Annotated in this window: 13 protein-coding genes and 1 pseudogene; 6 read left to right on the forward strand and 8 right to left on the reverse strand. The window is 38.4% G+C overall.

Annotated elements, in window-relative coordinates:
* Positions 1-254 precede the first annotated feature (254 nt).
* Positions 255-452 (forward strand): annotated as a pseudogene (locus AC2JBO_RS13215) (transporter); the annotation flags it as partial.
* A 34-nt stretch (positions 453-486) separates the two neighbouring features.
* On the opposite strand, the gene AC2JBO_RS13220 reads toward AC2JBO_RS13215, so the two are convergent.
* From AC2JBO_RS13220 to AC2JBO_RS13230, 3 genes are all read right to left on the reverse strand, one after another.
* The gene (locus tag AC2JBO_RS13220; RefSeq protein ID WP_496954117.1) at positions 487-1188 is read right to left on the reverse strand and encodes a thermonuclease family protein; all 702 of its coding nucleotides are present in this window, start codon (positions 1186-1188) and stop codon (positions 487-489) included.
* Between the two features lie 127 nt (positions 1189-1315).
* Positions 1316-1507: a bromodomain-containing protein gene (locus AC2JBO_RS13225; protein WP_496954118.1), complete on the reverse strand. Its 192-nt coding sequence runs from the start codon at positions 1505-1507 to the stop codon at positions 1316-1318.
* Between the two features lie 132 nt (positions 1508-1639).
* The gene (locus AC2JBO_RS13230; RefSeq protein ID WP_496954119.1) at positions 1640-4411 is read right to left on the reverse strand and encodes an NHLP bacteriocin export ABC transporter permease/ATPase subunit; all 2772 of its coding nucleotides are present in this window, start codon (positions 4409-4411) and stop codon (positions 1640-1642) included.
* A gap of 19 nt (positions 4412-4430) precedes the next feature.
* On the opposite strand from AC2JBO_RS13230, the gene AC2JBO_RS13235 reads away from it, so the two are divergent.
* The gene (locus tag AC2JBO_RS13235) at positions 4431-5573 is read left to right on the forward strand and encodes a TerB family tellurite resistance protein (RefSeq protein WP_496954120.1); all 1143 of its coding nucleotides are present in this window, start codon (positions 4431-4433) and stop codon (positions 5571-5573) included.
* 530 nt (positions 5574-6103) lie between these two features.
* Here the strand turns inward: AC2JBO_RS13235 and AC2JBO_RS13240 are convergent.
* Positions 6104-6898, reverse strand: coding sequence for a prohibitin family protein (locus tag AC2JBO_RS13240; RefSeq protein ID WP_496954121.1), 795 nt, complete (start codon positions 6896-6898; stop codon positions 6104-6106).
* A gap of 465 nt (positions 6899-7363) precedes the next feature.
* Here AC2JBO_RS13240 and AC2JBO_RS13245 point away from each other — a divergent pair, with 465 nt between their 5' ends.
* Positions 7364-7765, forward strand: coding sequence for a four-helix bundle copper-binding protein (locus tag AC2JBO_RS13245; protein WP_496954122.1), 402 nt, complete (start codon positions 7364-7366; stop codon positions 7763-7765).
* Between the two features lie 16 nt (positions 7766-7781).
* On the opposite strand, the gene AC2JBO_RS13250 is transcribed toward AC2JBO_RS13245, so the two are convergent.
* The 3 genes from AC2JBO_RS13250 to AC2JBO_RS13260 all read right to left on the reverse strand — a co-directional run bounded on the left by AC2JBO_RS13250 (position 7782) and on the right by AC2JBO_RS13260 (position 9787).
* Entirely contained in the window at positions 7782-8330 is a 549-nt protein-coding gene (locus AC2JBO_RS13250) for a cupin domain-containing protein (protein ID WP_496954123.1), read from the reverse strand.
* A gap of 163 nt (positions 8331-8493) precedes the next feature.
* Positions 8494-9468 carry a cysteine synthase A gene (gene cysK / locus AC2JBO_RS13255; protein ID WP_496954124.1) on the reverse strand — a complete coding sequence of 325 codons (975 nt, stop codon included), beginning with the start codon at positions 9466-9468 and terminating at the stop codon, positions 8494-8496.
* Positions 9469-9613: 145 nt separating this feature from the next.
* Positions 9614-9787, reverse strand: a complete 174-nt coding sequence (locus AC2JBO_RS13260) for a hypothetical protein (protein ID WP_496954125.1) — start codon at positions 9785-9787, stop codon at positions 9614-9616.
* Between the two features lie 165 nt (positions 9788-9952).
* Between AC2JBO_RS13260 and AC2JBO_RS13265 the strand changes: the two genes are divergently transcribed.
* Entirely contained in the window at positions 9953-10732 is a 780-nt protein-coding gene (locus tag AC2JBO_RS13265; RefSeq protein ID WP_496954126.1) for a DUF4058 family protein, read from the forward strand.
* A gap of 192 nt (positions 10733-10924) precedes the next feature.
* Here AC2JBO_RS13265 and AC2JBO_RS13270 read toward each other — a convergent pair whose 3' ends face one another.
* Positions 10925-11809 (reverse strand): ParA family protein, encoded by an 885-nt coding sequence (locus AC2JBO_RS13270; RefSeq protein WP_496954127.1) that lies wholly within the window; start codon positions 11807-11809, stop codon positions 10925-10927.
* A 539-nt stretch (positions 11810-12348) separates the two neighbouring features.
* Between AC2JBO_RS13270 and AC2JBO_RS13275 the strand changes: the two genes are divergently transcribed.
* Both AC2JBO_RS13275 and AC2JBO_RS13280 read left to right on the forward strand, forming a co-directional pair.
* Positions 12349-12618 (forward strand): nucleotidyltransferase family protein, encoded by a 270-nt coding sequence (locus AC2JBO_RS13275; protein WP_496954128.1) that lies wholly within the window; start codon positions 12349-12351, stop codon positions 12616-12618.
* A 370-nt stretch (positions 12619-12988) separates the two neighbouring features.
* Positions 12989-13183 carry a hypothetical protein gene (locus AC2JBO_RS13280; protein WP_496954129.1) on the forward strand — a complete coding sequence of 65 codons (195 nt, stop codon included), beginning with the start codon at positions 12989-12991 and terminating at the stop codon, positions 13181-13183.
* Positions 13184-13186 lie beyond the last annotated feature (3 nt).

Below are 13186 nucleotides of genomic sequence, written 5' to 3' on the forward strand. Positions count from 1 at the left end.
GCTAACCATCTTGACAAATCCGATTTGAGAGGGAATGAAACAGCCCTGCCTTATTAAGGGGGGTTGGGGGGATTATTTTCTTAACCGAGTAGTATTGTCATAGATTTAGTATTTATTAGGGGTATTAGATGGAGAATTGGCAAACGTTGATTAGCATTACCACATTTTTGTGCGTTATTTTTTTTATTATGACTGAGTGGGTACACTTGACAATTGCAACTTTATTAGGCGCATTGTTGCTTGTATTTACTAATGCGATGATGTTTGGCGCCACATTAGGAGGCAACGGTACATTAGTAGGAGCATCATCGAATATAGTCGCAGCAGGTGTATCCGAACAACATGGGCGCCGTATTTCATTCAAAACGTTCTTACACTATGGTATACCAGTAATGGTACTACAACTCATAACTTCTGCAATATATGTATTCTTCCGCTTCCTGCGCGCGTAATATAACATCATGTAGCACAGGCATCCTGCCTGTGCTACAAAGGTTTAATAGATAAAACCCGATAGCCTTTACCCTGGGTTACACACTTACCATTAACATCAATAGGACAAGCACTACTTCCTTGAGCAGAAGGACGAGTACCCTCAACAAACATAACTTTTATTTCCACTTGTCGATTATGAAATGATTGCAACTGTCTACGAGAAACTTGCTCAGACGGACGTAATACTATTTTACTACCTGAGCGAGAATCAGTAATTAGAAAAAACTCTTCACCCAAATAAGCTTCTTGTGACATAACCGCAGGAATTTCTTTATAAATTAGCTTTCCACGCAAAGAATACACTTTTGATTGTCTCCACAACCCTAAACGTTTATTCTTAGCAGTGGCCTCAGCAATTAAATATTGACTCCTGCTTTCAAAACAATTATTTAAAGTCCTTCGCTCAACAACTGCGGCGCCTTCTTCTACCATACGAAGATTTACAGACTTATTATCTACAAACACCTCGCCAAATATACTACCATTTTGTACAGATTCTGTAGTTTTGACAACTAAGGGAGTATTTGGCGCCAGTATTTTCTTTAAGGTTGCCCTTCCATTTGTTTCAGGTACATTAATACATGCAAGCTTGACCGTTACAAGTTTACCAGCATCATCTTTAACCTGAACATTGTTACCATCTATGAAACCAATAAAATGACCTAATATTAAAATTATTTCAAAAAAGTCCATATGTAGACAGGTGTATAAGTTTATTTTGCTTTATTATTCCCTGAATACAGCGTCAACAAACATTTAGTAGGTAGGTTGGGTAAAGCAAAGCGCAACCCAACATACACAAGGCATTTACTTACAAATTTTATTTAGGAAGAACTGGACGTTCTTCATCAGGTGTAATTAAAGGCACACCTAACTTCTTTCTCGCTGTCTCTTCAGCTATTTTTCTATCTTCTTCGTGACTAAATTGACTCTCATCTAATAAACTTTTATCGTGCGCTGCTTGGTCGCGACTTGGTGCGGCGCCGTTTTTCCATCTGTATCTAATGTCCATAATTTATAAAAAGTAGATAAACTACTTTTTGCTATCTACTTCTTCATATTAAAACTAACGTTCTTGGCTATTACTCTAACCACAGATGTAAAGACGCTTCCTATCGCGTCTTTACACGGATAATTTTTTGACTTAAGCAATTTGTCTAGCCATTAGTTTCGCAAATAGCCCTTCTTGTTGTGCAAGTTCATCGAAACTTCCTTGCTGTACTACTCTACCTGCTTCAATTACATAAATATGGTCAGCGTTGCGAATGGTACTGAGACGATGGGCAATTACTATTCGTGTCACCCGCAACCGTTCCAAACTTTCACTGACTATTGCCTGAGTACGATTATCTAATGCACTAGTCGCTTCATCAAAAATCAAAATTTTTGGTTTCAACACCAAGGAACGGGCAATTAACATGCGTTGGCGTTGTCCTCCAGATAGGTTAGTACCACCTTCTGATATTACTGTATGCATCCCCATTGGCATTGCCTCAATATCTTCAGCAAACCCTGCCATACGCGCGGCTTCCCAAGCTTCATCCATTGTAACTAGGGCGCCACCTGAAATATTATCAAATATTGAAGCGCTATTAATCCGCCCATTTTGCAATACTACACCAAGTTGGCGCCGTACAGCGGATATATCTAGTCCTGATAAATCTTGACCGTCATAATAAACAGTTCCTACTTCTGGTGTATCAAATCCTAATAGTAAGCGAATGGTGGTGGATTTACCGCTACCGCTAGGTCCAACAAAAGCAATAAATTCCCCTGGTTCGGCTTTGATACAAACATCATCTAGATTCAAAGGACCATCAGCACGATAGCGGAAAGACACGTGTTCTAACTCGATTTTGCCAGTCAGTTTACCAGGATTAGCTTTTTGTAAATTAATTTCGGGTGTCGCTTGAAGAATCGGTTTTGCACGCTCCCATAAAACCACTACTTCTAAAATCCGAATCAAGGTATTACTTAAATTAGTAATACCCGTGACAAATATCCCAAAAGCTGCATTAAAAGCAAGAAAACTTCCAGCTGTTAACTTTTCTACATCCTTCGCTGCATCTGGTTGCATTGAATCCGCCATAATTTTAGCTGATAAAGCAAAAATTATCATGGAAGATGCAACAGGCACCATTATGTTAAATACTGCAACTAAGTCTTCAATCAACTGTGTACTCAACATGAGCTTCAGTTGTTTACTATACTTTTTAGCCCAGTGAGCAAAAGCACGATTTTCCGCACCTGCGATTCTAAGTTTAGAAACACTACCGATTAGTTGCACCATCAAACCGGAGATTTCTCCCTGTATATCTTCCAAAGGACGCATAGTTCGACGGGTAAGGGTGCCGCAGATAATCGTAACTGCCATCACAGCTATACCTACACCTACTGCGACTAAGGCTAATTTGGAACTATAAACGAACAGTAAACCCAAATTCAGTAACGAAAACAGGCTGGTGAAGAGGGTTAGCAAAGTACTACTACTTAGTTGCTGACGCATCTTTGAAATCGCTGAAACTCTCGATTGCAAATCCCCTATCGAGTATTCGCGAAAAAACGACATTGGCAAGTTTAATAATCTATCCCATACAGCAGCTTGTGTATCAGCGTCAGAATTACTTTCTAATCTTAATGATGCAAAACTTTGTGTAAGTTGAAATATTGCAGTGCCAAAACTAGCTGCCAGTAAGCCAATACCTACTTGCAGTACAAATCCTCTGTCTGCATCAGGTATAGCCTTATCTATTAGGATACTTGTGGCTTGAGGAGTTATCATACCCAGTAAGCTACCAACAACCCCTGCTAAAAACAAGACCATAATGTCCTTGCCACGACCGGCTAAGGCAAATTTCAGTAAATCTATCGCCTTCAAATTTTGATCGGGTAAAGACCGATAAAACATATAAGCAACTGGGTCTAATTCATTTTTTTTTAAAAACTTCGCTGCAGAAGTTCGTTTGCGAGTGGCAGGGTCGAATATTTCATATTGATTACTACCTATTGGAAGAAGTGCTACAGGACATTTATCGCTATTAGCATAAGCTAGCAATGGTCCAGAATCTTGTTTCCACCAATTAGGTGTGAGAATAACCCGACGCATACGAACCCCGGATGCTCGTGCAATTGCTTCAACTGGTTCTTTTACACGATTTAAATCTTCTGATTTACCAGGAGGTCGAATCATAATTCCTAATGCTCTTCCTACGGCGCCAGCCGCCATTAGTAAGCTTGTATCCTCCTCCAAAAGAGTTTTAGACTTGGGTTTAAGGATGGAGGCAAGTTCTCCCAATGCCCCAGTTGTTACCTTAAGATTGAGTTTTTCTCTAGCTTCAAATTGGGTAAGTTGCTCTTCGTATTCTTGTTGTTCCAATTGGTAAAGGTGTCGTAGAAAATCTCTGTATAGATGTACCACCTTTTCTGAGAGAATCTCCCAAGTATATAAAATTGAATTATCTAGAATTGTTGCAGGGTTGACTACACCAGGGAAAATAGAAAACTTTTCTATCCATTTTTCTGCTGAAACGATTAATTTCTTGCTTACAGGTTTCGCTATCAACAGACTTTGACTATCAATAACCGAGCCTTCAAAGATATCTTGCGTAATTTTACTTACAGTGCTTTCTTCTAGAGGTACTGCTAAAATTCCGTATATTTTGGGATGGTTGCTGTCGTCAGTTGATGTAACTATCGAGTTAACCTCAGCCAGATCGAAGCCAAATAATGCCTCTCCAGGACTTGCACTAAATAGATAACGACGTTCACTTACTGGAATGCCGTCTTGGATTGCAACCGCAAATAGCCCTACAACTCCTGATTCAATTATCCAAACAATGGAAGGGTCGTCTAAAAGTAAAGGCTGGTTAGCTTTGAGCAGGAAATTAGGGCTGAGTACTTGATTTTTCTTATTCATACGAAAGGTAGTTTGAGTTATGAACACAGTATTAGTTGAATCTGAAGCAGTCGAATTGCTATCCCATCTAACAGGACGCAGGCTGAATCAAACGGATGTAAACAAGAGCGTCATTTTTTTATCGGCATTAGTCACTATGACTCTTGGTGTGATGTTTGCTGATGGTATTGTTACTGAATCTGAAACACAGTTGTTAGAAAAAACCATTGAACAGTTGGTTCCTCGAAAAGGTGATGTACCTGTATTAATCCAACTTTTGACTAAAGGCATCCGAGAAAACCCGGTATATAGAAACCCATCTGAATGGTTGAAGCTGACGAAATCACTCTCTATAGAAGAAAAAACTTTACTGATTAGTTTTTCTTATGAAATGTCAGCCGTAGATGGGGAAATAGCGATGAGTGAAAGAGAATATCTAAGAGCAACAGCAAATACACTGAAAATTCCTCCCCAATATACGGAAGTTTTAGAAACTTGGTATAGCAGTAAGTATATTCCAGATGTTGCAACATGGAAAGAGTTGCAAAATTTAATTAATCCCAAAAATTTTGATTATTTGGGTTTGCGATTCGTGAGTTTAGAATCTGTAGAACTATTATCACGCATTACAGATAAAAAACTCTCTAAAACGGATATTAATACCATTGTGCTTTTCTTATCATCTTTACTTACTATTACTTGGGGAGTTATCATTGCCGATGGTATGCAGCAAGAGGCAGAGAAGCAATTACTGGCAAAAACGATTAAGCGTCTGATTCCCCCAAAAAATAATAGTGTCCGTGAATTAATAGAGGTTTTACTGGAAAAAGTACCCCAAAGTGATATTTATCAACAGCCGCAAGAATTGTCAAAACTCACAGCATCTTTATCAGAACCGGAAAAGATATTGATGATGAGTTTTTGCTATGAAATGTCTGCTGTAGATGGTGAAATATCAATTGAGGAAAGAAAGTACTTGCAAGACTCTGCTAATTGGTTAGGTGTTGAGCCTAAATACATAAATGTTTTAGAAGCTGGTTTTGGTGGTGATGGGATTGATGATATAGTAGCCTTTGAACGTTTAAAATCTGTGATTCACCCTGATAAATTTCAAGAAATAGATGAAATTTTTGTTGATGCGGCTAGATACATTCTCGATACCCTCGAAGTATTAAGCTTTTAATACTAAAATCCCACCTGGCAAGATTCCCGACAACTTTTACGAAGTCGGGGATCTGACTATCCGCAACTTACCAAAACTATTGACATGAACCACTACTGGTTCGTGTCAATAGTTTTGGGGTGTAAGAGGATTAACCACAAAGACACAAAGAACACAAAGATTAAGAGTTAAGAGAATGAGATATTGGCGCCTACACCCCAGAATTAATGACACAGACCACTACCGACACATTTTTTCATCATCCCACGTATCTAGCCGATCTCCCTCTACGTCTTCCACGTAAAGGGTTATATGATCTAAGCCAAACTTAATTCGGTCATCTTGCAGTTTTTGTGCTTTTTCTACAGCCTGAAGTACCTTTGACGCTTTCTTTATCTTGATTGTAATTTTGTCTTTCATTAACCATGACTAATTATGGGAAGATTGATGGTGCGTGAAAGCACTTAAATATTTCGTTTCATTTATAAATTGTAATAGCTTTCACGCACCCTACAACATTATCCGTTACATCCGTTACATCCGTTGCCAATTTACTCCACAAACTTACTAACATCAAACTTCAAATCTGCACCATTAACAATTTTAGGTAATTGCCCATTCCACTTATCCACTGTTTGCTTCCGAATAAGGTCTGGAGTTAAATTTTCTTTTATCAACCTTTGTGCTTCCGCTTCACCTTTAGCCAAATTCACCTTCGCTTCCGCTTCCTTAATTGCCTTAAGTGCAACAAAGTCCGCGCGTTTTGCATCTTGTTCAGCAACCTGTTTCGCTTCAACAGCATCCATAAATCGATCCGAAAAACGAACGTGGACGAGCGAAATATCATCAACATAAATGTGATAACTAGCTAGCCTCGCCGTCAATAGCTTATCAACCCCACCCTTCACCTCACTACGTTTAGTAATTATCTCCTCCGCAGTATACTGTGCCATTACCGCTTTTAATACCTCTTCAACCGCAGGATTGATAATTTTATCTATTACCTGCATTTCATCACCTATCTGCTGATAGATAATATTTACCTCTTCTGGTACAATGTGCCAGTTCAAAGCAACATCAGCATAAACCTCCTGTAAATCTTTTGAAGATGCTTCAGCGGATATTTCCTGCTTTTCAACTCGAACACTCAAATTTTTAACCGTATTCACCAACGGAATGATCCAGTGAATACCTTCCGAAAGAACTTCATCTTCAACTCTGCCAAAATACATTCGTACTCCCCTCTCTCCAGCTTGAACAAAAGCAAAAGGGAAGAAAATTATCCCCACCAGCACTAAAGTTAAAGCGACTCTAATTACTTTGTTACGAGTTTTCCTATCGTGCATAACCAAATTGAATAACTCTTCCTCTGTTGCTCTGTGTCCACCGAACTTTGGCGAAGAGAAGTTTGTGTGTCGGGGTTTCCCCGCACAAAACTTCGGGGACGGAAACCGACACCGCCAAGTTCTCTCTGTGGTAAAAACTAAATATCAAGATTTCATGACAATAATGTGAAGTTGGCAACCGTAGGTTCTCAAAGTTAAAAAAATACCTTTATAAGTTTAAATACTCATTTCGACCATCAAATCAAATCGCGATAAGGTCTAAAAGAACAGAATTACCTAGGTTTGACCTTCATTAATCCTGAATTGTTAAAAAAGTTGTATGTAAAATCAATCCCTACTTTTCAACTGTATTTACAAAAGTTCAAAATTTAGAACCTTTGAGGCATATTGATTTATCAGATACAAAGTTTTAACGTACTAAATATAAGCTATTTGACGAGCCGTTTTGTGCAGGGGAATAAAACCATGATGATGACGAAAGAAACAGTACTCACCGAAATTGAAGCTTGTAAGCAAGTATGTATTGAGTGTCAAGACACTTGCCTTGATACCATTAACTATTGCAAAACGCTTGACAATACCATCGATATGAATTTGGTGTGTATGATGCGTGACTGTGCTGAGATGTGCATGATGTGCGTCAATTTAATCACAGATGGTTCAGAATTTATGGGACGTACATGTCAACTTTGTGCTGAAATGTGTCTCAGTACAGCGATGTTATGCGACATGAGCAACGACCCTAAAATCAAAAACTGTGCGACCATTTGCCGTCAGTGTGCTGAATCTTGCAAAACCTTGGGATTTCAATCTTCCTCTTACTTCCGCAGAGAAAATACTCTCTCCCTAGATAACCTCAGTATTTAACTCAACTCGTTCCAAGCTAAGAAATTTCTACCTCGGTGTTAGTATACTCTGGCATCCAACCACGCGCGCTAGAGAAGAACCGAACAGCTTTGATATTCAAAGATGCATTTAAACTAAACCAATGTTCGCTATTAGAAGGTATATGTATGAAGTCGTGTGCTTGTAGTAACACCTGAACTTGATTACCATCTGGCAGCACAAAACCAAAAACCCCTTCACCAGATAAAACATACAGCGCTTCTGCATCTGCATGTGTATGATAGCGGCTGTATGTTTTATTATGCGTATATAAAGTTGGTGAACCCGGATGCAGCACAAACAGGTCATAACAGAAATAGTCACCCTGCTGCTTAATCAAATCAAGTTCTTCCTGATACGACTGTGAAATATAGTCTTTTTCTCGATAGCTGAGAACATCTTGCTTCAACAGGTCAGAATAATATGTTAATTCAGTTGACTTGTCAAAATTGTGGTGATTGAGTTCTATTTGCAAAGAAGCTAAAATCTCAACAATTTCGCTCTCTTTGCTGATGATTTCGCCGTTACTAAGCTTTAAAATCGCCATGTCAGTACTTTTCTAAAGGTTATACGCTAAATTTTGGTGTAACGTCTGCTACAAATTCCAAATAATTTAATACTTTAATACTAATACCACACAAATCCGCCCGGATAGAAGTAGATTGTGTAAATATATTCTACCACTGCATGGTTTTTATTTCACAACTGCATCAACTTATCCCAGTTAAATTTTCGATTAATTCTTGCAGTCCCAAATCTTTATATAGAGGTGTACTAAGATAGCGTTCACCGAAACTAGGTTGAATTACAACAATTAAGCGTCCAGCGTTTTCGGGTCTTTTGGCAATTTGCACAGCAGCATACAAAGCTGCACCCGTTGAAATACCTGATAAAATACCTTCTTGGGATGCTAGGCGCCGACCGTAAGTGATAGCATCATCATCAGAGACTTGGAACACTTCGTCAATTAATTGTAATTGGAGAACAGGAGGAATAAAACCGGCGCCGATACCCTGGATTTTATGAGACCCTGGTTTACCTCCACTAAGTACAGAACTATTAGCAGGTTCAACAGCAACGACTTTAAAATCAGGTTTACGCTTTTTTATAACTTGTGCCACCCCAGTAATTGTACCTCCTGTTCCAACACCCGCGACAATCATATCAACAAGACCGTCGGTATCACTCCAAATTTCTTCGGCAGTAGTATCTTTGTGAGTTTGGGCATTGGCAGGGTTATTAAATTGTTGCAGCATATAAGTATTCTTAACAGTGCTGACTATTTCTTTCGCGCGACAAATAGCTCCCTGCATACCCTTAATACCAGGAGTCAATTCAACTTCAGCACCATAAGCTTTCAAAATCAACTGACGCTCAATGCTCATCGTATCAGGCATCGTCAAAATCAAACGATAACCTTTAGCAGCAGCTATCATCGCTAAAGCAATACCCGTATTACCCGAAGTCGGTTCAACCAACACCGTTTTACCCGGTTTAATCAACCCAGCTTTCTCCGCTGCCCTTATCATACTGGTGCCGATGCGGTCTTTCACAGAAGCAGAAGGATTCATACCCTCCAACTTCATCACAACTTGAGCAACACACCCAGAAGATTGAGGAATTTTATTGAGTTGGACTAAAGGAGTCCGGCCAATTAACTCGGTTATATCGCGCGCAATCCGCATTATATATAGCAGTGTAAATATAAAAAACCTATTCCATATTACACCAACTTGACTGATTAGCCGTAGTTTTAACCCATAAAATTCCCACCTCTTGTGGAACAGGCATCCCTGCCTGTGCCAAATATTAATATATAATAAACTTCAACTATAAACCCGTTTGCAGCAAAGCAGCCGACGTAACAGCAATCATAAAGCAAACGAAAGAATATTTGATACCAGGCTTATTTTGAGAAATAGCAGCTTTCAAGCCCATAAACACAGACCCAACAACCATACCACCGCAAGCCAAAAACTGCCAATTCTGTATAAAAAGCATCATAATAACACAACCTAATATTATATATCCATAGACTCAATATATGGCTGTTCACACACGCGCCGAATCTCTCAAACGAAAGAATTTAGCACCACCTTAAGAAGCAAATACTTTCCGATGCACAAAATGATTAAAATTTAAGAGTAGTTTTTTTTGGACGCTCCAAAAATGAATAATCCGTTTCCAGGAATGAATCCATATTTAGAGAACCCTGTATTTTGGGCAGAGTTACATCATAGATTAATTACAGCGATAGCAGACGCAATTGAAGTAAATATCCCACAGCAATATCAAGTTGCCATTGAACAACGTACTTATTTAAGTGATGACTCAGATTCTATATCTGTTGGGATACCTGATGTTTCTGTTTTCTCTAAACAACTGGCGCCGCAGCATTCATCTACAACACACCTTTCTACATCAGAAGGTATAACAGTAATGATACCAATGCCAGAAAATGTTACAGAAAGTTACTTAGAAATACGAGAAATAGAAACTAGTTTTGTGGTCACAACAATTGAAGTTATATCTCCGAAAAACAAAAAAGCTGGAGAAGGTAGAAAAGCCTACGAAAGCAAAAGGAAAAAAGTATTAGCTAGTCTTTCTCATTTAATAGAAATTGATTTATTAAGAAGTGGCAAACCAATGTCTATTTTAGGAGAAGTAGCTATAAGCGATTATTACATAGTTGTCAGCAGAAGCGATATTCGTCCCAAAGCGAAACTATACACCTTTTCTGTTCAACAGCCAATACCCTCATTTCACCTACCTTTACAATCAGAAGATATAGAACCAATTTTAGATATACAATCTCTATTAAACAGTATATATAACCGTGCTAGATATTATTTAAGAATTAATTATAATCTTGAACCAGTACCACCTCTCAAACTTGACAACGCAGCGTGGTGTGATACGCTTCTACGTGAACAAAGGTTACGTAAATAGAAAGGTTAGTACAAAAATCAAGTATTAATACGTTGTTGCATTCCGGTGAGATAACTTATCTTGAGCTTCTTTAAATGTCCATTTAATTTCAAAGTCTTCCCTGCATGTTGGAAAGCGTTCAATAGTGCTTTTTTGAGGTTAGCTTATTTCAGAGATGGTTTTGACTGGCGCCAGCCAAAACCTCCTCGCGCATCACAATTTTGCTAACAACTCCTGTGTTAATTGCACAAAAGATTTAGAACCAGGAGACTGGGGATTATTTAAAACCACAGGCATAAAACTATCAACAGCTTTTGCCACGTTCATATCCATAGGCACTTGGTTTTTAAACACCTTGCTATCGCCAAAGTCCTGATGTACACGGTTCATCACCTGCTTATAATACCTACCACTAAGCAAATTACCGCTGTACATGGTAAATATAATCCCCAGCATTTGAATATCAATCTTAGCTTCCTGCTCGTGACTATCTTTTAGCTGGGCAATACGTCTTTCTAGAAGTTGAATCCCAACTATGGATAATGGCTCCGGTTTTGCAGGTAATATATAGTAGTTGCTCGTTGCCAACGCGCTGCGTGTCAATAAAGTATAACCGGGAGCGCAATCGAAAATAATAAAATCGTACTCATTGCGTACAGGTTCCAATATTTTATTGAGCAGAACCCGCTCAAAACGATTCCAAATTGTCTCAAAATCCTTCTCACCCAAAGTTACCGCTTGCTGGTGCAACAGTTCCGACACTACAAACTCGTCGTACAAGTCAATGTCACCCGGTATCATGTCCAAACCAGATACATTACAAACCTGCTTTTGAATTACATCATGGATAGTATGACTCGGCGCCTCACTAGGGGTCATAATTTGGTCGATAAGATATCGAAACGTTTTACCCTGTTTACGACGATTAGCAAACTCAACAGGAGACATTAAACTAAGAGTAGCGCTAATTTGCGTATCCAAATCAAGTACTAACACCCGTTTACCATGATTTTTCGCCAAACACGTCGCCAAATTGACAGTCAGCGTCGTTTTACCCACACCACCCTTCATATTCGCAGTTGCAATTACATATCCCATAGGTCAACCCTTCCAATAACGCATTCACATTGTAGGTTGGGTGGAGACTTTGCGGAACCCAACATATATATTAGTACCTATTAACTCACCTCCCCATACCCCTCACAATTTCAAGCAGTCAAAATTATACCAGCGAAGAATAACTAACAGAGCCAATAAAAAAGAGATTTTCTAAACTAACATTTCCTTCTTGTGGAGCAACATCTCTTGTGGAGCGGGCATCCTTGCCCGCCATAAACATTCAAACAAACAACCCACTAGTCATTTTCAGGTAAAGATAATTACCTTATTAGACACAGAGTACACAGAGAGAAGAGTAAGAAGAGCTTAAGATTGGCGCCTAAATATTTGGATGGGACGGGGCTTGCGATGCCATTAGTGTCAAGTTAAGCTCAAACTCGTTACGTCAATGAGTAATTGTGCTTAAAAATTCGGTATTATAACTTATTCTTCCAAATGGTATTATAAGACTTGGTGACGCACGATTACTCAGTTAAACTCAAGTCCTGTATGGAAATAAAATTATTAAGATTGTAACCATGAAACAAAAAACTCTTCCTATTAATTTATCTTACGAAAAAATTAAACAATTTTGTCAACGTTACTCAATTCACAAGCTTTCTTTATTTGGTTCTGTATTAAGAGATGATTTTACTAGAGAAAGTGATGTAGATGTTTTAGTAGAATTTCAACCAGGAAAAACTCCAGGTTTAGCTATTTTTAAAATGGAGGATGAGTTATCAAATATAATAAATCGCAAGGTAAATTTAAGAAATTTAGCAGATTTAAGCTGTTATTTTCGCTCTTAAGTTTTAATGGAAGCAATGGTTATTTATGAGCAAAAAGGAGTAAGAGGAGGTTAAGATTGGCGCCTGTTTATATAGGACGGGCAAGGATGCCCATCCCACAAGATGGTTAGTTTTATTTTTAGTAATTAATTTATATTCAGTAAATCACAAAGTTTTTTAGAAACTTTACCACATAAGCATTTGAGCAAAACGGCTCTTGCGTACTTAGCGTGCTAATTTAGGGAAAAATAACCTTAAAAAGCTTGCTGGGCTTATCTTACAGCTATTATTACCTTCAGAACGGTATTCTTGTCCAAAATTAAAAATAAAAGCGTCTGTAAGCCTTGTAAATCATGCATATTTATAGATTTTAATTAAAATTTAGCACGCTATGTACGATAGAACCGAAATTATTGAAATTGATATTGATTCTGAACATCCTTTGCTAAAACGGGCTGGAATATTCCAAGATGACCCTCAGTTTGATGACATGCTGGCATTTATTGAAGCTGATCGACGTGAGCTAGATACGGAAGTAGAAGCAGAGTATCGTCAAATTAAAGAAACAAAAAGCAATCCTGGCTGATGA

This window comes from Calothrix sp. CBUCES-K 9914 (assembly GCF_059640475.1).

Excerpts from the sequence above, each read along its gene's own strand:
- AC2JBO_RS13220 (WP_496954117.1), bottom strand. The coding sequence starts at position 1,188 with ATGGACTTTTTTGAAATAATTTTAATATTAGGTCATTTTATTGGTTTC.
- AC2JBO_RS13225 (WP_496954118.1), bottom strand. The coding sequence starts at position 1,507 with ATGGACATTAGATACAGATGGAAAAACGGCGCCGCACCAAGTCGCGAC.
- AC2JBO_RS13230 (WP_496954119.1), bottom strand. The coding sequence starts at position 4,411 with ATGAATAAGAAAAATCAAGTACTCAGCCCTAATTTCCTGCTCAAAGCT.
- AC2JBO_RS13235 (WP_496954120.1), top strand. The coding sequence starts at position 4,431 with ATGAACACAGTATTAGTTGAATCTGAAGCAGTCGAATTGCTATCCCAT.
- AC2JBO_RS13240 (WP_496954121.1), bottom strand. The coding sequence starts at position 6,898 with ATGCACGATAGGAAAACTCGTAACAAAGTAATTAGAGTCGCTTTAACT.
- AC2JBO_RS13245 (WP_496954122.1), top strand. The coding sequence starts at position 7,364 with ATGATGATGACGAAAGAAACAGTACTCACCGAAATTGAAGCTTGTAAG.
- AC2JBO_RS13250 (WP_496954123.1), bottom strand. The coding sequence starts at position 8,330 with ATGGCGATTTTAAAGCTTAGTAACGGCGAAATCATCAGCAAAGAGAGC.
- cysK (WP_496954124.1), bottom strand. The coding sequence starts at position 9,468 with ATGCGGATTGCGCGCGATATAACCGAGTTAATTGGCCGGACTCCTTTA.
- AC2JBO_RS13260 (WP_496954125.1), bottom strand. The coding sequence starts at position 9,787 with ATGATGCTTTTTATACAGAATTGGCAGTTTTTGGCTTGCGGTGGTATG.
- AC2JBO_RS13265 (WP_496954126.1), top strand. The coding sequence starts at position 9,953 with ATGAATAATCCGTTTCCAGGAATGAATCCATATTTAGAGAACCCTGTA.
- AC2JBO_RS13270 (WP_496954127.1), bottom strand. The coding sequence starts at position 11,809 with ATGGGATATGTAATTGCAACTGCGAATATGAAGGGTGGTGTGGGTAAA.
- AC2JBO_RS13275 (WP_496954128.1), top strand. The coding sequence starts at position 12,349 with ATGAAACAAAAAACTCTTCCTATTAATTTATCTTACGAAAAAATTAAA.
- AC2JBO_RS13280 (WP_496954129.1), top strand. The coding sequence starts at position 12,989 with ATGTACGATAGAACCGAAATTATTGAAATTGATATTGATTCTGAACAT.